The sequence below is a fragment of the Paenibacillus sp. FSL L8-0638 genome (assembly GCF_038593075.1).
GTDB lineage: Bacteria > Bacillota > Bacilli > Paenibacillales > Paenibacillaceae > Paenibacillus > Paenibacillus polymyxa_D.
The window spans coordinates 5,566,167-5,588,463 of the sequence record NZ_CP151960.1; the positions used below are offsets into that span (position 1 = coordinate 5,566,167).

A 22,297-nucleotide genomic window follows, 5' to 3' on the forward strand; every position below is an offset into this window, starting at 1 on the left:
ATTCGTACCATATGCATAGGACAGATCGACACAGCACTCCAAATCAGGTTCAGCATATAGCTTCATTGAAAAAATAAAAGCTGCCTGAAAGGATAGTTTCCTTTTGAGGCAGCTTTCAGTTCATAAACTTCGATGCGACCAGCGCTGCTTAACGTACCAGCCAGCCGCCGTCCACCGCCAAGATATGACCGTTCATATAGTCGGAACCCTGACTGGCGAGGAAAACCACAACTCCCATCAAATCAGACGGATCGCCCCAACGACCCGCAGGAATACGCGACAGGATTTCTTGATTGCGACTTTCATCCGCACGGATTGGAGCTGTATTTGCCGTAGCAATATAACCCGGCGCAATCGCATTAATCTGAACGTTATGAACTGCCAACTCGTTCGCAAATGCCTTGGTCAAACCAGCTACCGCATGCTTACTCGCTGTATACGGCGGAACAAATTTGCCACCCTGAAAAGCAAGCATAGAAGCGACATTGATAATCTTCCCGCTTTTTTGCTCTACCATCACCTTTGCCACTTCCTGGCTCAGATGATATACGGCATTCAGGTTAATCTCCATGACAGCGTCCCAATCCTCGTCTTTATACTCCAGCAGAGGGGCGCGACGAATCGTACCTGCATTGTTTACAAGGATATCAATTTTACCGAATTCATTGAGGCATTCTTCTACAATTTTTTTAATGGATTCTTTCTCTGTCAGATCTGCCTGATAAAAGGCAACCTTCACACCCGTTGGCTCCAGCAAACGTCTTGTTTCTTCATATTCATCATTGTTAGCTACAATGAACAGGTCTGCACCCGCTTTGGCCAAAGCTACGGAATACCCTTGACCCAAACCAGTGTTGCCTCCTGTTACAATCGCCGTTTTACCTTTTAGACTGAAAAAATCCAATGAAAAATGGTCCAGACCCATGTCTACGCCTCCATCACAAATTAGTATAAAAACCTATATTTCCTGAAGCCTACAGCGCTGCGCGTACTTCTTTATATTTAGCTACATAACGTGCTGCATTTTCTGTAATCAAGTCGTAGCGACCCTCTTTGGCTGGAGCCGTCAAATTACCCCCAATTCCCACGGCTACACATCCGTTACGCAGCCAGGTTTCCATATTGTCCAGATCAACGCCACCCGTTGGCATAATCTGCACATGAGGCATTGGACCTCTGACGGCCTTCACAAAGTCCGCCCCCATTGCACTGCCTGGGAACAACTTCACGACATCGCTGCCCAATTTCATGGCTTCCTTGATCTCATTCAGTGTCATACAGCCAGGCATATAAGGAATCGCATACAAATTGCACAGCTTCGCTGTTTCTTCTTCAAAAGAAGGACTCACAACAAACTCTGCTCCAGCCAGAATAGCAATCCTCGCCGTCAGTGACTCCAATACCGTTCCTGCACCAATCACTGCCCGATCTTTAAATTCATCTTTCAATCTTCGAATGACCTGATCCGCATCTGGCGTCGTAAATGTAAGCTCAATATTATCCAAGCCGCCTTCAATGCAGGCTTTAGACATGAGATACGCTTCCTCCGCCGTGTTTCCTCGAATGACTGCGACGACACCTACCGAAGTGATATGTTCCAAAACTTTCTTTTTCGTCATGTTCCTGATCCTTTCCACGAATGGGATGACCATGTACCTCAGCCGCTTGCAGGTTTACGCTCCAATACACTGATCGGATTAACGCAACTCGCTCATGGCAACCTGATCCATGTCTTTGTATGTTTTATTTTCACCGGCCATGCCCCAAATGAAGGTATAGCTACCCGTAGCCGCACCGCAGTGAATAGACCAAGGTGGAGAAATAACGGCTTCATCATTCTTCATCACCAGATGGCGCGTTTCATTTGGTTCACCCATTAGGTGGAACATTCTCGCGTTCTCATCCAGTTCAAAGTAGAAATATACTTCCATACGACGGTCATGAACATGTGTCGGCATAGAGTTCCATACACTGCCGTTTTCCAACGTCGTCATCCCCATAACCAATTGGCAACTTTGAATGCCTTCATCATGGATAAAGCGACGCAACGTACGGTTGTTGGCTGATTCCTGCGAACCCAGACTTTCAGAAGGTACATCGGCAAAAGACTGCTTCGTCGTCGGATACGTGGTATGAGCCAAAGCTGAAACAATATAAAATTTCGCAGGCTTTTCACTGGAATCGCTTTCAAAGATCAACTCCTTGCCACCTTTACCTACGTAGAGACAGTCTTTTGTGGCCAGCTCGTAAGTTTCACCGTCCACCTTGACCGTACCGCTACCCCCAACATTAAAAATGCCCAGTTCGCGGCGCTCCAGGAAAGTTTCCGCTTTGATTTGATCGTTACCTTCCAGTGCAACAGATTTATTCACGGGATAAATGCCCCCGATAATGACACGATCTTCATGCGTATAGACCAGCTTTACCTCCTCAGGTACAAACAGTTCCTGGATCAGATAGTGCTGACGCAACTCTTCAGTCGTAAAATGCTTGGCATGTTCGGGATGAGTTGAATAACGCATTTCCATAAAAACATTCCTCCTGTTTAGATAAACTTTTTTATCAACGGAATTGTTATAAAAGCGGTTTCTAACTCTACTTCTTAGCTAGAATTGTAATAATTATCTAAGAGGGTGTCAACCCAAAACTTCACCATTCCTAGAAAAACCCTTAATACATACGAAGTTTTACACGCTTTTTACCTTTTGATAAACAAAACCACATTTTTTTATCTATATTACCCAAAAAGTTTTTAGCAAATATATCAACTTCATCATTGTGAAAAACCGATTTATGTGATAATTTCAATTTATTCAGTTGGTGCATGCGCTTACAGATTAAGTTTACTAAACATAAGGAGGAATTCAAATGACCGCAACATTGGATGCTGTTACCTTCGGAGAACCGATGGCCATGTTTTACGCCAATGAAGCAGGCTCTCTGGATGAGGTGCGTTCATTCACCAAAGCATTGGCCGGGGCAGAGACGAATGTTTCGGCCGGTTTGTCGCGTTTGGGGCTACGAGCCGGACTCGTGACCAAACTCGGCGAGGATACGTTCGGCAAGTTTATTGCCGATGCGCTACGTCAGGAAGGAATCGACACCCAGAATGTCATGTTTACCAAAGACCACTCTACCGGGATGCTGATTAAATCCAAAGTTATAAGTGGGGACCCCGAGGTGGAATACTTCCGCAAGCATTCCGCCGCTTCCACACTGAGCATCGCTGATTTTAACGAAGCTTACTTTGCCGGGGCTCGCCATCTGCATTTTACAGGTATTTCCGTCGCCCTCTCCCCTGAATGCCGCGAATTCGCACGACATGCGCGGCAATTCATGAAGAAGGCAGGCAAAACAGTATCCTTCGACCCTAACCTCAGACCCAAATTATGGTCTGACACACAAACGATGGTGGAGGCGATTAACGAAGCATCTGAGGGGTGCGACTGGCTTCTACCGGGGATTCATGAAGGTAAAATATTGACGGGCTATACTTCGCCCGAGGATATTGCTTCGTTCTACCTTGACCGTGGTACCTCACTGGTCATCATCAAGCTGGGAACCGAAGGCGCATATTACAAATCCGCAGATGCTGAGGGATATGTCAAACGCTTCCGCGTAGATCATGTCGTGGATACCGTCGGTGCGGGTGACGGATTTGCCGCAGGTGTTATCAGCGCGCTACTGGAAGGCTTGCCCCTGGCAGAGGCAGTCAAACGCGGTAATGCACTTGGTGCGCTGGCTGTCATGTCAGCCGGAGACATGGATGGCTATCCGACGCGAGCCGAACTGGAATCTTTTTTGCTCAGCGCCAGCACAAATTAGTCCCGGATCATCCCCCGCATAACCTTCACTGCTATGAGCGCAAGCTCAACAAGGCCGCATCCAAAGTCGGCCTTAACTTCCAATAGCCCGTATTCGCATTTGTGTGACCTGAGCAGCATACGCATACTCAGGTCGTACAAAGGAATACGGGCTATTTTATAATATAAGACATGATGCTCGTCTACAGCGTTTTGACGGATTCTCCCCGATTGATATCTGGCACAAATCGGTAAATAATCGGAACCGATTCGCCGCCTTCCTCAATACTGGACAGCAGCGTTTTTGCCGCCTGCTTCCCCATATCCGCAATCGGTTGCGTAATGGTCGTAATCGGCGGATTGTAAATATGGGCAAACTCCGCATCGTCAATTCCGATAATGGACAGCTCTGCCGGAATGCGTATACGGCGGGCATTCACATACTTCAACACCTCAGCCAACACGATATCATTCCCGGCCAACAGCGCAGTCGGCGGCTCAGGCAGTTGGAACAGCTCCTTCAGCGTCTGCTGGATTTCTTCTCTCGGCACGCTGTGCATATATTCTTCTCGAAATGGCATGCCATGCTCTTCCAACGCCTTCTTGTATCCGCTGAGCCGCTCCACTCGTGGAGTAATCCGATTCAAGCCAAGGGGCAAGGTAATCAGCGCAATTCGCTCATGCTTGTGAGCCACAAGTTCCTGAATCGCCAGCTTAATCGCCATTTCGTTATCCAACAGCAGGCTACGTGTATTGACACCGTCCACCAAGCGGTCCAAAAACACCAATGGATACTTTTCACGAATGAGCTGGTTGTAAATGTCTGCATGCTTTCCTGTCGGGAAGATAATTAAGCCGTCCACTTGACGGGCCTTGAGCATCTCAATATACTGGCCTTCCTTGTCGGGGTTTTCATCGGCGTTGCAAATGATCACCTGAATGCCAAAAAGCTGCAATTCCTCCTCAATCGCACGGATAGACTGGATCGACAGCGTATAATCAATGTTGGCTACAATGACTCCCACCATAAACGTCCGGTTCTGCTTCAAGCTGCGGGCCAGCCCGTTAGGCTGATAATTTAGCTCTTGAATAACCTCGGCAATCCGGTCCCTTGTCTGGTCGCTCATATATTTATATCGTTTGTTCAGAAATTGCGAGACAGTGCTTTTAGACACTCCTGCCTTCTGGGCAACATCTTCAATCGTCGGCTTCTTCATCGGTACACTCCTTGTCTTTCATGTACTGCGTTAGTGCAACAAAAGTATATCTTTTTTTTAGTAAATTTACCAGACTTCTATTTATGAAAGCCATTATGATATAAGTTGAACTTCAAAATTGCCTATCGTTCCACTGTATAAAAGGATGGTTCTCCCGGCAGCAAAAAGAGGCAGTTCAAGATGTTCTCTTGAACTGCCTCCACGTATACAACTCTATCGAAAAGCTAGGTTCCAGTTGGCCCTAAATACTACTCGGATCAGTGTGCTGGAACAGGCGTTGCAGACTGATCTGGTGTATCGTGCTCGATCAGCGCATGCTTTTCCCATAACCGGCTTTTCCAGCGGGCATACATGATGACAGCACGAGTCCATTCATCAGCAGCAATCGCCAGCCACACACCGGCGAGCCCCATATCCAGCTTGAACACCAGCAGATAACCCAGCGGCAAGCTCATGCAGACCATAGAGATTAGTCCCATAAAAACCGGGAACTTGGCATCTCCAGCAGCACGCAACGAGTTAATAATGACGATATTCGTCGTCCGGCCAGTTTCTAGCAGAATGCTAAGTAAAATGACTTGCGCTCCCAAGCGGATAATTTCAGGGTTCTCTGTAAATAAACCGAGCAAAGGTACACGGAAAAAGATAACCACCGCATCAATAATCACAGTCACGAGTAGCGCCCATTTCACACTGTTCAATACACGTTTATAAGCCGTATCCTTCTCTCTGGCTCCCACGAGCCTTCCCACTACGATAGCCGTTCCCATACCGACGGCCATACTGAACAAATAAATATAGCTCGAAATATTATTGGCATATTGACGTGTCGCCATCGCTTCTGCGCCCAGATAGGTCACATACAGTGTGAATATGAGCTGACACGACTGATACATGATAGACTCCAGCGCGGATGGTACACCAATACGCAATATTTTAGAGATAAACTTTTTGGACAATTGGACGTAATATTTCCACTCGACACGAACCTCAGTGACCCGGTACATCAGCCAGAAGAAGATCAAGAGACAAATAAAGCGGCTACCTACTGTAGAAATAGCAGCACCTTCTACACCGAGTGCTGGCATTCCCCAATGCCCCAAAATCAAAACATAGTTGCCGACCACGTGGATCACATTCATAAAAACCGATACATACATCGTTTCTTTGGTAAAACCGTGCGTACGAATGGTCGCCGCCAGCGCGTTAATCAATGCCTGAAGGAAAATAGCCCCCCCGACGATGCTCATATAGGATTCCGCATACGTAAGAATGTCCCCCTGGACATTCAGCCATTGCAACATATGCGTACCAAACACAAGAAAAATTACGCTTAGCAAAAGACCTACCATCAAATTCAACGTAATGGCCGTACCTGTAACCTGGGCCGCTTCGACTAGTTTCTTAGAACCGATATATTGAGCTACGACGATAGCAGCGCCGTTGCCGATAACCTCCAGTACAAGGATAGCGATTGAAATAATTTGATTGGACGCGCCCACACCCGACACTGCATTATCAGATACAGAGCTGAGCATGAATGTATCGACGCTTCCCATTAACATAAACAGGAATAATTCAAGGAAAATAGGCCATGTCAAACGGAACAAATTCAGTTCCTTGGCTTCGGACAATACCGAACCATTTTTTAGTGCTCTGGTTGTCATTCATTCACCTTTCTTCATAGATTTATTTAACGATCAAAAGGTATGTTAGCATAGTCATTCTGAAAATACATCCCGTTTACGTAAAATGGTTTGCAAAATGCGTAAGAATTCATTTATCACCTTCTTTATAATTGATTATCGAACTTTATTGAAACAGGATATTACAAGAATATACCGGCAAATCTGGGCTTTTCGACGCAATTATGAGCTAAAGAGTATAATAGAATACGAGCCTGTGAGCATTGCCGCTGACAAGTTGTAAAAATTGTTGTACGCTTCCTAAGCATAATTCGCGAATTAAAGATGGAATATATAGGACATTCATAGGGTTAAAAGGTAATAAAGGAGGCTTTTACAGATGACTCAATCATTTCAAGCCCTTGTCGTCGATCAGACGCAGGACGGTGAAGTTCAAGCAGAGGTGCGTTCTCTGGAAGCTAGTAGTTTACCTGCTGGAGAAGTATTGATTCGTGTCGCTTATTCCAGCATCAATTATAAAGATGGGCTTGCTGCCCGCAAGGATGGCAATATTGTCAAATCCTATCCGTTCGTACCAGGCATAGATTGCTCGGGAACCGTCGTCTCTTCGGAGGATAGCCGCTTTAGCGAAGGACAAGCGGTGCTCGTGACCGGATACGGGCTGGGTGTGTCTCAATTCGGAGGATTCAGCCAATATGCACGCGTGCCTGCGGACTGGGTGGTACCACTTCCAGACGGACTCACGCCGAGAGAGGCGATGATTTTCGGGACAGCCGGATTCACCGCGGCCCTGTCGTTATATCGGCTGGAGCAAAACGGCGTTACTCCGGAGCAGGGGAAGGTACTTGTCACCGGAGCGACGGGCGGCGTAGGCGGGGCAGCTATTGCCTTGCTGAACAAGAGAGGCTATCATGTCGTAGCCAGCAGTGGCAAGGCCGATGCGCATGATTACCTCAAGGCGCTCGGAGCAGCCGAGGTTATTTCTCGCGAGGAGGTCTACGACGGCGCGGAGAGCATCCGCCCGCTGAGCAAGCAGCTTTGGCAAGCGGCTGTTGATCCTGTAGGCGGAAAGCCGCTCGCTTCGCTGCTCAGCCAGATCGCCTACAACGGCTCCGTTGCCGTGAGCGGCCTGACGGCAGGAACCAAGCTGCCTACGACGGTGCTGCCATTTATTTTGCGCGGCGTAAGTCTGCTGGGCATAGACTCTGTCTTCTGCCCGTACGACACTCGCGTAGCAATCTGGAAGCGGCTTGGCAGCGAATGGAAGCCGGAACAGCTGGAGCAGCTCGTTGAGCGCGAAGTCGGATTGGCCGACCTGCCCAGCGCGCTCGAAGACATCCTTGCAGCCCGCTCGCAAGGAAGAACGCTTGTACGACTGGCTGACTAAGCAGAAAGATATCGGCAATCTATCTGTTAACCTGGTTTTGCGTGAGAAAATATTCATTCCGTAGGGTCTAGCTTTGCAAAACATAAGAAGCTTGTAAATCTGAACTTTTGAGATTTACAGGCTTCTTTTTTCGTGTGATACATTTGAAGAAAAACAAAATATATCGAATCAGACGGTTTACTTTTCGCAACCAAATGAACCTTATGAGGACCTCAGTTGTTATATAGATAAACCGCACAAGAAAGGAGAGCACATCATTGGAGAGTAATCGAGAGTTGTTTGATTTGTATCAACGAGATGTATACCGAACCTGCTACTACATGGTACATAACGCATCGGATGCAGAGGATTTAACGCAGGAAGTGTTTATCACCCTGTTTCGCAGCAATCGTGAACAGATCGAACAACTAAGAGCCTGGATTATGAAAATTACGGTCAATCATTGTCTGAATTACCTTAAACGCCGGAAAAGCCTGCATTTGAAAGTATCGGCTAATCCCTATTTATTTAGCGGGGCGGAAGGTAAGCCTGTAGACAAGCTGGTGGAAGAACGCGAATCGGCAGAAGAATGGATCGTTTATATGAATCGCCTTCCAGCCAAAATCCGCGCTGTGCTGACCCTCCGCTATATGCATGATTTCACACTGGCAGAAATATCAAAACTGCTGGAAGTTCCGCTGGGAACTGTCAAATCGAGGACTCATAAAGGGCTAAAGTTATTGGAGCAAATACTGCGGGATGCAGGTGTACAAATTCCCGAGATGGAAGGAGAGAACTATGAACAACGTAGAAAAGGCATTGAAGCGCAAGTTAAATAATGATTCGGAAATGGCCTATCCCGACTTCAATGAGATGTGGAACCGGATGGAACAGACAGGGCATACTGCCCCTACGCTAACCGACACTTTCGATTCATTCACTCCGCACCGACATAGAAATTGGCGCAAAATAGCTATCGCCGCCTCTCTGAGTGCACTTCTCGTTGCCGTTCCCGTCTATGCCGCAATCCATTATAATTGGGACAATCTGCTGCACGGAAGAAGCGGCATTCAGACGGCACTAAATCAAGACCTTGGACAGCCACTGGAGCAATCCGTAACCAAAGACGGAGTGAAGCTGACGCTGCATACCGCTATTGTCGATGAGAACCGGACCGTGATTCTGTACAGCTTGGAGGTCGGAAAACGAGCAGAGAACGAGTTTTGGAATGTCAAAGGCGTATCGCTAAAAAGCGCTGCGGGAGAAAGCAGTGCAGGGGAATATAACTTTCAGCAATGGGACCCGAAAAATCAACGGTACAACGGATACTTTGAAAGTGACTGGACACCGCAGCAAGAAACAGAGAACGTGCGGCTGAACGTAGATCATATAGAGCTCACCAGCGTTCAGGAACTGGAATTGCCGCTTGATGTCACATCGCCTCAGATGCAGACATTCAAGCTGGATCGTAACGGCTTACAAGATATGAAGGTACAGGTATTTCAACAAGGGAAGGATAAGCTGATGCTGTCCTCGGCAATCACTTTCGATACGTCGATACCCAAGAGATGGGATAATCCGCAAATCGTTGCTTACCAAGGCGGCAAGCCTGTGATGTCGCAGCCTGGGGGGACTTTTGGCAAACCCGGAGATAACGGGGAGTATACAGCCCAGCAGTATTTTACTAAAGCAGATATACCGGAAGGACAGACTGCTTTCAAACTGCAATATGCACAAACTGAGAAAAGTATACATGAACCCATAAAATTCGACCTGCAGCTAAGCAAGAAGAAGATGGAAAGCGGGACGATTAAAAGCGTGCTGAATACCCCATTGGAAAAAGACAATCGGAATGTTTTGCTAGAACAAATGATTGTCACACCTACACAAATCCGTGTCACGATCAGAAGCAAGGAGAAATTCGCCATGATACCTTATCAAAAGTACTTTCTTTCTGTGAACGGCACAACGTTAGAGGGTAGCCGTTGGTCTTCACCTGATCAGGAACACGACCTGAATACGATCCGTTTTGAACGACCGTCCCATCTTGTGATTACCAAGGACACTCCTATTACATTTACAGGCAAATACAAGGTTACGACCCATTCGGATGACAAAACGCCCCAGCGTTTAACTGATATTTCGGACCAGAAGCAGACGCTAACCACGCAAATCGGTGGCTATCCTGTGAAATGGACCTATTACAAACAAGGGGCAGATTTATTCGTGGAAACAGAAAGCGAAGATGCTCGGTTTGGAGGGATTAACCAGACGCATATTGGCCTGGGTAAAGAGCGGATCATTGGCAAGCCGATCACGTCCAACTTTGACGGAGACGGCAATAACAAGGCAGTGGATGTCTACAAGAACTTCAAAGGTAAGGAAGCTTCTATCTATATGTTCTACTATACAACGGACGACCCGGAAGCAGAGACAACCGTACCCTTGCAGCCCATGACAAGCAACAGTGAAGCATCTAAATAGTAATGCTATAAAAAGAGGGCCCTCTATACCTGTGTGAACCGTGGTATAGGGAGCCCCTTTTTATGTTCCCAGTAAGGCACAGTCTGCCTGAAACGATTGACTCCTACCCTACTTCACAGAACCTTGCGTAACGCCATTGATAATCCATTTTTGTGCAATCAGATAGACGATAATCATCGGCAGCAAAGCCATCAGATACGAGGCAAAGGCCAAATTAAAGTCGGTATTGAACTGCCCTTGAAATACATACTGGACGAGCGGTAGCGTATACTGCTCCGCATCGCTAATAATAATGAGCGGCAGCAGGAAGTCGTTATAGGTGGACAGACAAGTGAGAATCCCCACCGTAGCACTAATCGGCGCCATCAGCGGGAATATAATGCGCCAAAATGTCCCCCATGTCGTCGCACCATCTACCGTGGCTGCCTCTTCCAACGCCACCGGAATGGAGCGAATATAACCGACATACACGAAGACATTAAACGCCAAACCATACACCGTATGCAGCACAATGAGACCCAACAGATTAGTCATATGAAGGCCCGAGGCCAGTTTTACAATCGGCAACATGATGATGGGGAACGGTATAAACATAGCGCTCACAAAGTAAAAATATAATCCCTTAAAAAAGCGTCGCTGCATATTACGGGCAATCGCATAAGCGACCATCGAATTGGTTAGCAAAGTGAGTATGACCGTCGATGTCGTGACCATCACACTGTTCTGTAAAGCGCTGAAGAAATTGGTCATTTCCACTGCACGACTAAAGTTTTCCCAATGCAGCTCGGTCGGAAAGGCAAAGGCAGAATGCGCCATCTGCTCGGGATTTTTAAGTGCTATCGTCACCGTCATATAGAGGGGAAACAGAATAAATATTGTCCCCAACGCTACCAGAAGCAGTACAGGCCAGTTCGTACGTCTGCTTGTTTTCATCAGTTATCCATCTCCCTTCTCTGGAGGAATCGCAGCTGTAAGATGGAAATGATCGCGATCACAATAAAGTAAATAACAGAGTTAGCCGACTGATAAGCAAATTCTCCGCCTCTGAAGCCCCCGGTGTATATCAGGTGGGATATCGACTGAGTGGCCCGTCCCGGCCCGCCATTCGTCAAAGCCACGATCTGATCGAACACCATCAGGGAATTTTTCATCGCCAATACCATATTGATCGTAAAAAACGGGGCAATTAATGGAAAGGTAATACTCCAGAATTCGCGCCATTTACCCGCACCGTCCAAATTGGACGCCTCATACAGACTTGTCGGAATGGTTTGCAGCCCCGCCAGATAGAGAATCGTATTAAAGGCAATCCCCTGCCATACAGCTACGATGACAACCCCCACCCAAGCCAGTTGTTCGCTGCCCAAAATGTTCGTCGACAATGAGGTAATACCTAAATTTTGCCCCCAAATCGTAAACACGTTTGAGAATAAGTAATTGAATATGTAACCCACGATCAGCACGCTCAAAATATTAGGCAGAAAATAAATCCCCCGGAAAAAGTTACGAAACCGTATTTTAGCGTTTAGCCCCATTGCAATCAGCAAACTAAGGATATTAGTCGCAATGGTAACCACAATCGCAAACTTGAAAGTAAACCAGTAAGCGTTTCCCACATTGTCGTCCTGAAACAAATTAATATAGTTCTTAAACCCGACAAAGTGATACTGATGACCAAAGCCGTTCCAGTTCGTGAGTGAATAATAAAATCCCTGCAAGGCAGGCAAGGTCAAAAATACAAAAAACAAAAGCACCGCCGGCACCGTCATCCAGTAAAAAGTCGTTAGTCGCTTATTCATGTCTCCTCCTCCTCTCTTATCGGCGGTTAGCTACCTTATCCCATTCTCGGTCCAGCTTGGCTAGATAAGCGTCGATATCTCTGTTTTGCAGGAAGGCCTGGACAATCGAATTCAATTGGACCGCTTTGGGAATATAGTGATCGGCAAAATCAATGACGCGACCCGATTTAAAATACGGCAATAGCTCCGCCACACTTGGATCATCCTGCGTGACTCCCTTCACCGCCGAAAACAGCGTTTGCTCTGTAATGTATTGCTTGCTATTCTCTGGCTTCAACAAAAAGGCAATGAACTCCTCGGCCTCCTTTTTATGCGGAGTGCTCTCCGATACGGCTAATAGCGTATCTATACCAGACACCAGCTTGACCGCCTTTGCGTCATTTCCTGTGGGTAACGGGAAAAAACCAAGCTCCACTTTCGGGTTGGCTTTGCGAATCTCAGAAATGGCCCACGAGCCCTGAATGTACATCAATCCCTGCCCGTTAGCGAAGGCACGATTGCCGTCGGCATAGTTTTTGCCAAAATTATCATTATGCCCGTATTTCAATAGCTCCAGCTGCTTTTCAGCAACCTCGCGATACTTGTCCTGAAAGGTGACCTGATTTTCACGCCGTTGCAGAAAAAAATCAATGCCCACCAGATTCGGGCCCAGCGCATTAAAGGGGAGGTTCGTTTGCCAATCATCTTTATATGTAAAATAGAAAGGAATTTTGCCAGCAGCCTTGATCTTTTGCGCTGTTGCAATCAGCTCATCCCATGTTTTGGGCACCTGTAATCCCATTTCTTTAAAAAGCGTTTTGTTATACATCACACCATTCGCATTCGCAGCATAAGGAATTCCATACACGGGATCGACCCCGGTCACATCCTTAAGCATCTTGAGGTAAATCGGATCAATCGTACGTGGCAATTCTGTATTCGCCAGATCCGTAAAAATACCGCTTTGTGCCAAAATGGAGTAGGTATCGGTGGCCCCAAGCCCCACAATGTCAGGTACATCGTTTTTGACAACCCGTGTCAATAACACGGTCTCTGCCTCTGGCGGATTGACCTGTGTCACTTCAATACCGGGATATTCCTGATTGAATTGAGAGATTAGCTTATCGAACGAACCCTTGGCCTCCGGCTTGTTTTGAAAGAATTCAATTTTCACCTTACCTGAATCATCGCCCTTGTTGCATGCGCTCACAAAAACAGCCAACAAAAGGATCGCCGCCAGTGTAGACAGCTTTTTGACCCAACACCACATGCTCATACCTCCTTTTCCCCTATGTCAATCTATGCAGGACTAAACAATTAATACCCGTCCCTTATGGAAAAGAAACGATACAACGGATTTCAAGCATTACAACAATAAAATCGGCTCTGGGGGACTGAATGTTAAAAAAAGATCCAATCGACCTCAAGCGGTCGATTGGATCTTTCTTTTACTTTTATGATGTTCAGGTTACATAGTCTTATTTCTAAATAATCTTTTTTTGCCATCGTGTAAAACTAATCATGATACTTATCAGAATCAACCCTCCTGCACACATCCAAAAATTAAAGGAACCCTCTACTCTTAAAGCAAGCATTATTTGCTGAAATGGGTCCATTAACATAATGAGTGGCCTAAACAAGTCGAAGAGAAATACAGATAGGATAAGAATCACTATATAAGCAAATAGCGGCCGTGACATAAATAAACATACAGCGCTACTCAACATGAGCTTTACCAAGCAAACCAGCATTAATACCAAATAAAACGAAAGTATGTAGATTACGGCGTCTGAGGGGGAAGAGGCAATAGATGAACCATATTTAAAAAAAGTAGAGCTGTGCGGGAAAAACAGCCATCCAGCGAAAACACCTATAAGCAAACTTGTTCCCATAAAAATGACCGTTGAGGCCGATAGTGCGAGCAACTTGGCAAGCCAAAACTGAAAACGTCGATACGGTCGTAGCATATATAGCCTATACGCTCCAGAATAGAGATCGCCGCTTAACTGATCCACGTACAGAATGGGCAGGATTGCTGTAATTAGAAATAAAGCAACCTCACTCATCATCAGCCACGGCAGGTTCAGATTATTTACGACCACAGTTCCTTCACCAAAACGTAAGACCTTCGTACCCGTTACTTTATGGCTCCATATAATTGCAACCACGAGGAATATATAGGCTATATATAATAAAAGAGTGGATTTGCGATTCCAAATCCGTTCCATTTCACTTTGCCAGATTGCTAGCATGAGGAAATCCCCCTAATACAGATAATCATCGGTCACAAAACGGCGGTATGCGCCCCAAGTAAACAAGATAAGATATAGACTAACAACGGTAATAATCGCCCCATTCACAGACAAATTCCCCATTAAGGACCTATCTAATCCTGTATGCTGCATATACGGAACAATCATAAATGCGATCACATTGTGCAGGTATGGGATATGAGAAACAAAAGAGGCCAGTTTTAAATACAATGAATCAAACAACAGAGAGCCCAGATTGTATACCATACAAACACCGATGGCATACGTTACACTTTTGCTGTACATCGCGATAAAACAATAGAAGGAGCTTATTGCTAATAATGAGGCAAGTGCCCAACCATAGTATTCAAGCATCTGCAGTCCTTGAGATCCAGACAGCCCCGCATCACTTATATCATATGACAGAGTCCATACTTCGACGATCACCTGCGAGGATACTGCAAATGCAATGAGAAGAAACAAGATAGACGCATTCAAAACCAGTAACTTACTCCAGAAAATCTGCCCGCGGGTAAATCGGCGCACAAATAACAAACGCAGTTGCCCGCTTCGAAATTCCTCTGTGTATACAGCAGCAGCTAAAGCAGCTACAGCTATGTTGCATACTAAAAACAAATTCTCACGCAGACCAGTAACGACAAAGTTTAAAGATAATACCTCTACAGGAATCTTCCTCGTGCGCAAGAAATATACTCCTGTTGAACAGGCTAGGATCGGCGTACATAACGCCATGAGCCAGAACCACTTTCGTCTCCATAATCGCTCGAACTCACTGTATATTAATGATTTCATAGTCCCATCAATCCCATAAAAGCATCCTCTAGCCGTTGACCGTCCTCCACGAGTTGATCAGCAGGCCCCTGCCAAACTAGCCTGCCCTCTTTGATAACAATGAGTTCGTCACACATCTGTTGCAGTTCATCCAACAGATGACTGGAGATAAAAAAGGCATAATTCGCTGAATCACGTAGTTGAAGCACAATATCTCTCAGCTCCCGCATTCCCATAGGATCAAGTCCATTGGACGGTTCATCCAGCAACAAAAGTTCTGGAGCACCCAGCATGGACTGCGCAATACCTAGCCTTTGCTTCATTCCCAGCGAGTAGGTTTTCACCTTGTCATCTCCCCGTGTTTCCAGCCTCACCTTTGTAAGCAACTCTTCAATATGTATCTCCCGATCTGAGGGCGCAATCTCAGAGTGTAACCGCGACAAATTGCGCAAAACCTGTCTGCCTGTCATATAATCAAAAAAGACTGGAGATTCAATAATAGCCCCCACCTTGGACAACGCCTTTTCCCGATCCGTCTGTACATCATATGAAGCTATCTTTACAGAGCCGCTGGTTGGCTGCATTAATCCGGTCATGATTCGCATCATTGTGGTTTTGCCAGCTCCATTAGGTCCGATGAATCCATATATCTTCCCTTTCTGAAGCTTAAAGGAAACACGGTCTAACAAATGCCTTTTCCCCATTTTTTTCGTTACCTGACTGACCTCCAGTAAGAAGTCCGACATACAATTCCCTCCATCCATAACAAATCACAACATAGTCCCAACGCGTGCATTTGATATGTAAGATCATGATGGATAACATAAACTTCTTTTAACAATGACTCATATTATTTATTCATTTAAAAAGTATCACATGTTGCGAAATGCAAACAACTCTCTTTATATGTAAAATATAATAACAATAATATATCAATACCATTTATCTTAATTAATGGTCATTAATTTTTGCATGATATCTTTGTCTTTCTTTACACTGTAAAAAAAGGTAGCCCTTCAGTAAACGTTCCACCTCAAGACTACCCTCTATAGTAAATAAACCGTTGTATTCAGTAGCTACTAGCCCGTCACCTACTCCAGCTCAACCCACTCGCCGAGCAACGTGTCCAGCTCAGCTTGCAGTCGCTCACGCGCGTCCCACAGCTCCGCCATGTGCATCGTATCGCCGCTTGTGCCGAGCAGCTCCAGCTCGGCATCCGCTACCGCCAATTTTGCTTCTTTGGCGGCAATCGCCCGCTCCAACCGCTCGCGGGACGCAGCGGGTGGGCGTGATGGCTTCGCGGCCTTCGCTCCGCGTGCCCCACCCCGGGCATCGGGTGCCCCCAAGCGACCAGCCGACCCGGAGCGAGCACGGCTCGCATCGGCTCCGCTGGTCGCACCTGCCCGCGCAGCCGTCCCCGCGCCATTGCTCGCTGCGCTAGAATGCGCAGCTGTGCCCGAGCCTGAGCCGCCACCCGATGCGGCTCTATCTGCAGATGCCGAGCGTACCCCGGCATCTCCGTCGCTCTGTAAACGAGCGTTCTCCAGCTCACGCTTCTTCGCTCGGTACTCATCAAAGCTGCCTAGATAAAAGGTCAGTTTTCCAGCCTCCAGCTCCCACACGCGCCCTGCCAGCTTATTCACAAAGTAGCGGTCATGTGAAATCGCCAGCACCGTTCCCGTGTAGGTGTCCAGCGCTTCCTCCAGCGCCTCGCGTGAGTCAATGTCCAGGTGGTTCGTCGGCTCATCCAGCACCAACAAATTTGGCTTTTTCATGACCAGCAACGCCAGCCGCAAGCGGGACCATTCGCCACCGGACAGCATGCTCACGGGTTTAAACACATCGGCACCGTAAAATAAATACTTCGCTAGCAATCCGCGTGCCTCGCCTTCTTCCACCCCTGCTTCTTCCTTGAAGTAAGCAAGCACAGTCGCCCGGCTATTCCGTTCTCTCTCTTGCTGCGCCAAATATCCGTACTCTACGCGCGTGCCCCACTGGACCGTGCCTGCATCTACGCTTTCCTGACCAAGCAACAGCTTGAGCAGCGTCGTTTTACCTGCGCCGTTATCGCCCAACAAGGCTACCTTTTCACCGAATTCCAGGCTGCCCGTTGCCCCGCTTAATATCTGACGCTCTCCATAAGCTTTAACAATATCTTCAAACTGTAGCACTCGGCGACCGGAACGATCCTCCAGCTTTAAGTGAAATTCTGCCCCCTGCGGGTCCAGTACTGGCCGCTTCACCAGCTCCATACGCTCCAGTGCTTTACGAATGGATGCTGCTTTTTTGAAAAACTTTTCGTTATCGCCGTTGCGACCCCACTCTTCAAAACGCCGAATGGCCTCTTTCATCTTTTTGATTCGCTTTTGCTGTTCCTTATAATCTTCGAATTGCAGTAGCAATCGTTCTTCCTTTTCCTTAACGTAGCCGCTGTAGTTCGTATAATACGTAAACGCCTCGCCATCCTCGAGCTCAATCATTTTAACGGCAACCCGATCCAGAAAATAACGATCATGGGACACAACCACACACGCGCCTGTGTAGCCCTGCAAAAAATGCTCCAGCCATTCCAGCCCTTTCAAATCCAGATGGTTGGTCGGCTCATCCAGTAGCAGCAAATCCGGTCGTCCGATGAGCTGCGATGCCAGCGCTATTTTTGTTTTCTCTCCACCAGACAGCGAGCCGAAGCTGCGCGTATACATTCCTTTGGGAATACGCAGACCATCCGCTACCTGATCAATATTTGCATCCATTTCATAGCCGCCGTTGCGCTCAAACCGTTCCTGTAGGGAAGCATACGATTGCAGCAGCTTCTCCAGAAGACCCGTATCCGCTACCACAATCGGTTCTGACATTTCCCGTTCCAGTGTGCTCATCTGATTGCGACAATCCTTCAGCTCACGATAGGCGTAAGCCAGCGTTTCGTACACGGTGAAGCTCTCAAACTCCGCCGGAATTTGCGGTAAATAGCCGATCTTCGTATCCTTGGCGATGACGAGCTGCCCTTCATCCGGGCGGGACAAGCGTGCGATTAGGCGTAATAGGGTGGTTTTCCCGCTTCCGTTGCGGCCAATAAGTCCCACCTTTTCTCCCGTATGGATATCAAACGATGCACCATCCAAAATTAGATTGGCAGCGTGGTATTTTTTCAATTGTTGACCGTTAACTATATACATGTTCAGGCTCTCCTTTTTTTAGGAAGACCCTTACCCGGGTAACACAAAAAGAGCCGCAGGAGCAACCCCGCGACTCTTCGGAAGATACAGCAATCCGTTCGAGTTAAGGTAGGCGTCTTCTCGCGATGTTTACAACCATATGATTAAAATTGGACAGACTTCTCCCGTTGTATGGAAAAGCATGAACAATGCCAGCCATAGCAATCGGCAGCTGGCTAATACGGTTGTTCAGCATCTCGTGATTCACCTACCTCACCTCCTTCTTGATAATTGTGTGTAGTATAACATGTTTGCTCGTATTATAAAAGAGGGCGATGGTCCAGCGAACTATGAAACAGAGTGGTGCCCTCTGACAGCCTGCGATGTCCCGACTCTGGTAATCGAAAATACGCCGCAGACAAAAGCAACAATCACAAATGCCCCACCCACCCAAGCGTTCGTGGCAACAGATTCACTATTCTCAATTACTACGCCTCCCAGGGCAGAACCCAGAGCGATCCCGACCTGGAGTGCGGAGAAATTAAAGCTTTGCTGAATACTACCCGATTCGGGTGCATTTTCAATAAGATAGCTTTGCATCGGGGGCGACAAGGCCCAACTCAGTATGCCCCAGATGATCAATAGTGGCGCAAATACATAAACCGAGTGGATTGAGAGTGGCAGCAGGAACATCACGGCGATAAACACGCCTACGACGACTAGAATACTTTTCGCTGTGCCGAACCGATCTGCCAAAGAACCGCCAATAAAACCACCGCTCACTGCCGCCAGCCCAAAGACAAAATAGGCCACACTAACCCACGAAGCATTTAAACCCATCATATTTTCTAAAAACGGAGTGAAATACGCATATAGCGTGTAGTGGCCCGCCAGTGTCAGCGTGGTCACCAGATGAGCACTGATGACTTTAACATTTTTCAAGGATTTCAATTGATCACGCATAGGCACAACATGTTCCGTCGGAATCCGTTCCATAAACAAGTTGATAACGATCATAGCAACGACCGTCAACAAGGCAATAATCAGGAAAAGCACCCGCCAGCCAAACGCATTTCCAATCAGCACCCCGGCTGGAATACCAAGCACGATGGAGGAGCTAACCCCCATGGAGATGACACCGAGGACACGGGCCTGATAAGCCTTGGACACCACTTTGACTGCAATGGTCAGTGACAATGTCACGATCAGCGACCCGCTTGCAGCGGTAATGATACGGGATACAAACAAGACTGCATAATTCGGACTCCAGAAGGCCAGCAGACTTCCCAGAATAAAGATAAACATCGACCACAGGTACAGTCGTTTTCGTTCGATTTTGGCGGTCAACGCCAACAAAGTTGGCCCAGCAATAGCGTACACGAGCGCATAGATCATGATAAGCTGTCCTGCCGTGCTTACGGAGACATTCAAATCCTGTGCAATTTGGGGCAGCACGCCACCGATAATCAGCTCCACCAACCCCACCGTAAAGGTCGCAATCGTTAAAATAACTACTTTGAAGTTCATTACATTAGCTCCTTTGCTGTCATGTAAATTCCCTCGTATTACGCAAAAAAATCCTGACCACAAGAAATGTACAAGACGTACACTTTTTGTAATCAGGATTTATCGGTTCCTGGTAGAGACCCTCAAACCATATTATTGAGGTTATACAAATGGGGCATTCATTTATTACGCATTCACGAAGGTTATAGCTATTACTATAAAGGAGCCTGTGGCTAAGTTCAACCCCCTACAGCCGCAAAAATTCAATCATGGCACGATCCGACAGATAAGGTAGATACTCATGACCGTATTCGTGATACAGAAGTATTTCCTTGTCTGATACGATTTTATTGTACACCGCAAACTGCGTGGAGGGTGGACAAATGATATCCGACAGCCCTGTCACAAACAACACACGACTACGAATACGGTCTGCCAAATGTTGAATATCGATGTAGCCTAGTCGGTGAAATAGTTCCTCCTCGCGCAGATGGTTCGGATCAAACCAACGAAAATAATAAACCAGTTCTTCATATGCAGATGTAGTAGCATCCAGCGCCCAAGCTCTTTTATAGTCCGACAGGAACGGATATACCGGGACCGCCACACGGACACGCGGCTCCAATGCAGCGCAGGCAACCGTTAAGGCCCCTCCCTGGGAACAGCCAAATGCACCGATCCGTTCAGGGTCGACCTGCTCCATAGACATCAGAATGCGCACCGCCTGTACCGTATCCAAAAATACATTGCGGTAATACAACCGATCCGGGTCCGGGTCGTCAATCCCTCGGATGATATGGCCGCGCACCGTCGTTCCCTGAACCTGCAAATTGTCCTCGGACAGCCCTCCTTGCCCCCGGCAATCCATAGCCAGCACGGTGAATCCGTGTGCCGCGTAGCTTACCTTGTCGAACCAATCACCACTGTCGCAGGAATATCCATGAAACATGGCCAAAGCTGGACCTTGTTCCGTAAGATGCTTGGGACGAGCCAGCTTCCCATGAACCCTTGCTCCGCCCACTCCGGTAAAATATAGATGGTAACACTCCACCAGCGGAGAGACAAAATCAGCAGGCTCCAGTGTATATTCCAGTGGCTGCTGCTCCAGCTCCAGTAGCGCCCGTTCCCAGTATGCGTCAAAATCAGGAGGCTTTGGGCTGCTCCCCATGTACGACTGCAATTGCTGTAAAGACATATCCTCCGGCATTCACGTTCCCTCCTACATGCTACATCCGGCCCGACTCACGGTCGTCTCCGACCACTTCATCCGTTGCGATGACATACTTCATAATGTCGGATACTGTCGTGTATGCGATACCTACATACGTATCAGCGGCTCCATAATAAATTGCAATTCTTCCAGTGTCCGCGTCATGCAGCGTAGCACACGGGAACACCACATTCGGCACAAAGCCCCGCTCCTCATACCATTCCTCCGGGGTCAGCACGAAGTTGGAGGAACGATATTTAACCTTAGATGGATCATCCAGATCAAGAACGGCAACCCCCATGCTGTATACTAGCCCATTGCACGTGCCTGTCACCCCGTGGTAAAACATCAGCCAGCCCTCGGTCGTCTCAATCGGTGCCGGTCCGCCGCCAATTTTTACCGATTGCCACCAGCCCTGTCCGCCCTTACTCATGACATGACGGTGCTTGCCCCAGTAGACCAAGTCAGGACTTTCACTCAGAAAAATGTCGCCAAACGGTGTATGTCCACTGTCACTCGGACGGGATAGCAACATAAAGTTTCCGTTTAGCTTACGGGGCAACAGCACACCATTACGATTAAACGGCAAGAATGGATTTTCCAATCGTACAAAACTTTTAAAATCCTTTGTTTGGGCTATCCCCAACGCTGCACCGTAAAAATCTGTACACCAGATGATATAATACGTATCCTCCACGCGGACCAGACGCGGATCGTAAGCATAATTAGGCTGGTAATCATGCCCCTCCTCATCAACCAAATGCAACCGTTCTGTCTCAATGTCCCAAGCCAACCCGTCGTCACTCCAGCCTAGATGCAAATGCGGACGTCCGTTAATTGTTTCAGCCCGGAATACCCCTACAAACCGTCCTTCATACGGAGCTACTGCACTGTTGAAAATACGGGCAATGCCCGGCACCGGATTCCGCCCAATGACCGGATTCTCAGTATGTCTCCATACCGGAGCCTCACTGCCCTGAGGCTTATCCTGCCACGGCATTTCCGGCAGACTGTCTCCCAAAATTCGTACGCTATTTACTCCCAAATCCACATTCAATTTATTCATACGTATATTCTCCTCTCACCGA

The 22,297-nt window shown here is 47.4% G+C and carries 20 protein-coding genes and 1 riboswitch; of the genes, 4 read left to right on the forward strand and 16 right to left on the reverse strand.

All coding sequences use genetic code 11. From position 1 onward, the window contains the following. Positions 1-148: 148 nt before the first annotated feature. From kduD to kduI, 3 genes are all read right to left on the reverse strand, one after another. Positions 149-925: a 2-dehydro-3-deoxy-D-gluconate 5-dehydrogenase KduD gene (gene kduD / locus MKY35_RS24850; protein WP_342445091.1), complete on the reverse strand. Its 777-nt coding sequence runs from the start codon at positions 923-925 to the stop codon at positions 149-151. Positions 926-974: 49 nt separating this feature from the next. Next, on the reverse strand, positions 975-1,619 hold the full coding sequence (locus MKY35_RS24855) for a bifunctional 2-keto-4-hydroxyglutarate aldolase/2-keto-3-deoxy-6-phosphogluconate aldolase (protein WP_029518665.1): 645 nt from the start codon (positions 1,617-1,619) through the stop codon (positions 975-977). 78 nt (positions 1,620-1,697) lie between these two features. After that, positions 1,698-2,528 (reverse strand): 5-dehydro-4-deoxy-D-glucuronate isomerase, encoded by an 831-nt coding sequence (kduI, locus tag MKY35_RS24860; protein WP_209947685.1) that lies wholly within the window; start codon positions 2,526-2,528, stop codon positions 1,698-1,700. A 340-nt stretch (positions 2,529-2,868) separates the two neighbouring features. Between kduI and MKY35_RS24865 the strand changes: the two genes are divergently transcribed. Then, positions 2,869-3,825 carry a sugar kinase gene (locus MKY35_RS24865; protein ID WP_342445092.1) on the forward strand — a complete coding sequence of 319 codons (957 nt, stop codon included), beginning with the start codon at positions 2,869-2,871 and terminating at the stop codon, positions 3,823-3,825. 181 nt (positions 3,826-4,006) lie between these two features. On the opposite strand, the gene MKY35_RS24870 is transcribed toward MKY35_RS24865, so the two are convergent. After that, entirely contained in the window at positions 4,007-5,020 is a 1,014-nt protein-coding gene (locus MKY35_RS24870) for a LacI family DNA-binding transcriptional regulator (protein WP_029518668.1), read from the reverse strand. A gap of 257 nt (positions 5,021-5,277) precedes the next feature. Continuing rightward, positions 5,278-6,687 carry an MATE family efflux transporter gene (locus MKY35_RS24875; protein ID WP_307351082.1) on the reverse strand — a complete coding sequence of 470 codons (1,410 nt, stop codon included), beginning with the start codon at positions 6,685-6,687 and terminating at the stop codon, positions 5,278-5,280. Between the two features lie 358 nt (positions 6,688-7,045). On the opposite strand from MKY35_RS24875, the gene MKY35_RS24880 reads away from it, so the two are divergent. The 3 genes from MKY35_RS24880 (at position 7,046) to MKY35_RS24890 (ending at position 10,516) form a co-directional block, all read left to right on the forward strand. Then, positions 7,046-8,053 (forward strand): acryloyl-CoA reductase, encoded by a 1,008-nt coding sequence (locus MKY35_RS24880; protein WP_165145886.1) that lies wholly within the window; start codon positions 7,046-7,048, stop codon positions 8,051-8,053. Positions 8,054-8,310: 257 nt separating this feature from the next. Further along, positions 8,311-8,871: an RNA polymerase sigma factor gene (locus MKY35_RS24885; protein ID WP_342445093.1), complete on the forward strand. Its 561-nt coding sequence runs from the start codon at positions 8,311-8,313 to the stop codon at positions 8,869-8,871. After that, positions 8,831-10,516 (forward strand): DUF4179 domain-containing protein, encoded by a 1,686-nt coding sequence (locus tag MKY35_RS24890; protein WP_342445094.1) that lies wholly within the window; start codon positions 8,831-8,833, stop codon positions 10,514-10,516. Before MKY35_RS24885 ends, MKY35_RS24890 begins: the two co-directional genes overlap by 41 nt. A gap of 108 nt (positions 10,517-10,624) precedes the next feature. Here MKY35_RS24890 and MKY35_RS24895 read toward each other — a convergent pair whose 3' ends face one another. The 11 genes from MKY35_RS24895 to MKY35_RS24945 all read right to left on the reverse strand — a co-directional run bounded on the left by MKY35_RS24895 (position 10,625) and on the right by MKY35_RS24945 (position 22,275). Beyond that, the gene (locus MKY35_RS24895; protein WP_342445095.1) at positions 10,625-11,449 is read right to left on the reverse strand and encodes a carbohydrate ABC transporter permease; all 825 of its coding nucleotides are present in this window, start codon (positions 11,447-11,449) and stop codon (positions 10,625-10,627) included. Further along, a complete protein-coding gene (locus MKY35_RS24900; protein WP_342445096.1) occupies positions 11,449-12,315 on the reverse strand; it encodes a sugar ABC transporter permease in 867 nt (288 codons plus the stop codon). Before MKY35_RS24900 ends, MKY35_RS24895 begins: the two co-directional genes overlap by 1 nt. A gap of 16 nt (positions 12,316-12,331) precedes the next feature. Next, on the reverse strand, positions 12,332-13,564 hold the full coding sequence (locus MKY35_RS24905; protein ID WP_342446706.1) for an extracellular solute-binding protein: 1,233 nt from the start codon (positions 13,562-13,564) through the stop codon (positions 12,332-12,334). A 214-nt stretch (positions 13,565-13,778) separates the two neighbouring features. Next, on the reverse strand, positions 13,779-14,546 hold the full coding sequence (locus MKY35_RS24910) for an ABC transporter permease (RefSeq protein ID WP_340957282.1): 768 nt from the start codon (positions 14,544-14,546) through the stop codon (positions 13,779-13,781). Between the two features lie 12 nt (positions 14,547-14,558). Further along, a complete protein-coding gene (locus MKY35_RS24915; RefSeq protein WP_342445097.1) occupies positions 14,559-15,359 on the reverse strand; it encodes an ABC transporter permease in 801 nt (266 codons plus the stop codon). After that, positions 15,356-16,084: an ATP-binding cassette domain-containing protein gene (locus MKY35_RS24920; protein WP_342445098.1), complete on the reverse strand. Its 729-nt coding sequence runs from the start codon at positions 16,082-16,084 to the stop codon at positions 15,356-15,358. Before MKY35_RS24920 ends, MKY35_RS24915 begins: the two co-directional genes overlap by 4 nt. A 345-nt stretch (positions 16,085-16,429) precedes the next feature. Next, positions 16,430-18,514, reverse strand: a complete 2,085-nt coding sequence (gene abc-f, locus MKY35_RS24925; RefSeq protein WP_342445099.1) for an ABC-F type ribosomal protection protein — start codon at positions 18,512-18,514, stop codon at positions 16,430-16,432. A 103-nt stretch (positions 18,515-18,617) separates the two neighbouring features. Then, positions 18,618-18,761 (reverse strand): RAxF-45 family protein, encoded by a 144-nt coding sequence (locus MKY35_RS24930; protein ID WP_165145821.1) that lies wholly within the window; start codon positions 18,759-18,761, stop codon positions 18,618-18,620. An 80-nt stretch (positions 18,762-18,841) separates the two neighbouring features. Continuing rightward, positions 18,842-20,020 (reverse strand): MFS transporter, encoded by a 1,179-nt coding sequence (locus MKY35_RS24935; protein ID WP_209947677.1) that lies wholly within the window; start codon positions 20,018-20,020, stop codon positions 18,842-18,844. Between the two features lie 69 nt (positions 20,021-20,089). Beyond that, a riboswitch (purine riboswitch) is annotated at positions 20,090-20,189 on the reverse strand. Positions 20,190-20,246: 57 nt separating this feature from the next. Continuing rightward, entirely contained in the window at positions 20,247-21,206 is a 960-nt protein-coding gene (locus tag MKY35_RS24940; protein ID WP_342445100.1) for an alpha/beta fold hydrolase, read from the reverse strand. A 19-nt stretch (positions 21,207-21,225) separates the two neighbouring features. After that, positions 21,226-22,275, reverse strand: coding sequence for a glycoside hydrolase family 130 protein (locus MKY35_RS24945; protein WP_342445101.1), 1,050 nt, complete (start codon positions 22,273-22,275; stop codon positions 21,226-21,228). Positions 22,276-22,297: the final 22 nt, after the last annotated feature.

Excerpts from the sequence above, each read along its gene's own strand:
- kduD (WP_342445091.1), bottom strand. The coding sequence starts at position 925 with ATGGGTCTGGACCATTTTTCATTGGATTTTTTCAGTCTAAAAGGTAAA.
- MKY35_RS24855 (WP_029518665.1), bottom strand. The coding sequence starts at position 1,619 with ATGACGAAAAAGAAAGTTTTGGAACATATCACTTCGGTAGGTGTCGTC.
- kduI (WP_209947685.1), bottom strand. The coding sequence starts at position 2,528 with ATGGAAATGCGTTATTCAACTCATCCCGAACATGCCAAGCATTTTACG.
- MKY35_RS24865 (WP_342445092.1), top strand. The coding sequence starts at position 2,869 with ATGACCGCAACATTGGATGCTGTTACCTTCGGAGAACCGATGGCCATG.
- MKY35_RS24870 (WP_029518668.1), bottom strand. The coding sequence starts at position 5,020 with ATGAAGAAGCCGACGATTGAAGATGTTGCCCAGAAGGCAGGAGTGTCT.
- MKY35_RS24875 (WP_307351082.1), bottom strand. The coding sequence starts at position 6,687 with ATGACAACCAGAGCACTAAAAAATGGTTCGGTATTGTCCGAAGCCAAG.
- MKY35_RS24880 (WP_165145886.1), top strand. The coding sequence starts at position 7,046 with ATGACTCAATCATTTCAAGCCCTTGTCGTCGATCAGACGCAGGACGGT.
- MKY35_RS24890 (WP_342445094.1), top strand. The coding sequence starts at position 8,831 with ATGAACAACGTAGAAAAGGCATTGAAGCGCAAGTTAAATAATGATTCG.
- MKY35_RS24895 (WP_342445095.1), bottom strand. The coding sequence starts at position 11,449 with ATGAAAACAAGCAGACGTACGAACTGGCCTGTACTGCTTCTGGTAGCG.
- MKY35_RS24900 (WP_342445096.1), bottom strand. The coding sequence starts at position 12,315 with ATGAATAAGCGACTAACGACTTTTTACTGGATGACGGTGCCGGCGGTG.
- MKY35_RS24905 (WP_342446706.1), bottom strand. The coding sequence starts at position 13,564 with ATGTGGTGTTGGGTCAAAAAGCTGTCTACACTGGCGGCGATCCTTTTG.
- MKY35_RS24910 (WP_340957282.1), bottom strand. The coding sequence starts at position 14,546 with ATGCTAGCAATCTGGCAAAGTGAAATGGAACGGATTTGGAATCGCAAA.
- MKY35_RS24915 (WP_342445097.1), bottom strand. The coding sequence starts at position 15,359 with ATGAAATCATTAATATACAGTGAGTTCGAGCGATTATGGAGACGAAAG.
- MKY35_RS24920 (WP_342445098.1), bottom strand. The coding sequence starts at position 16,084 with ATGTCGGACTTCTTACTGGAGGTCAGTCAGGTAACGAAAAAAATGGGG.
- abc-f (WP_342445099.1), bottom strand. The coding sequence starts at position 18,514 with ATGTATATAGTTAACGGTCAACAATTGAAAAAATACCACGCTGCCAAT.
- MKY35_RS24935 (WP_209947677.1), bottom strand. The coding sequence starts at position 20,020 with ATGAACTTCAAAGTAGTTATTTTAACGATTGCGACCTTTACGGTGGGG.
- MKY35_RS24940 (WP_342445100.1), bottom strand. The coding sequence starts at position 21,206 with ATGCCGGAGGATATGTCTTTACAGCAATTGCAGTCGTACATGGGGAGC.
- MKY35_RS24945 (WP_342445101.1), bottom strand. The coding sequence starts at position 22,275 with ATGAATAAATTGAATGTGGATTTGGGAGTAAATAGCGTACGAATTTTG.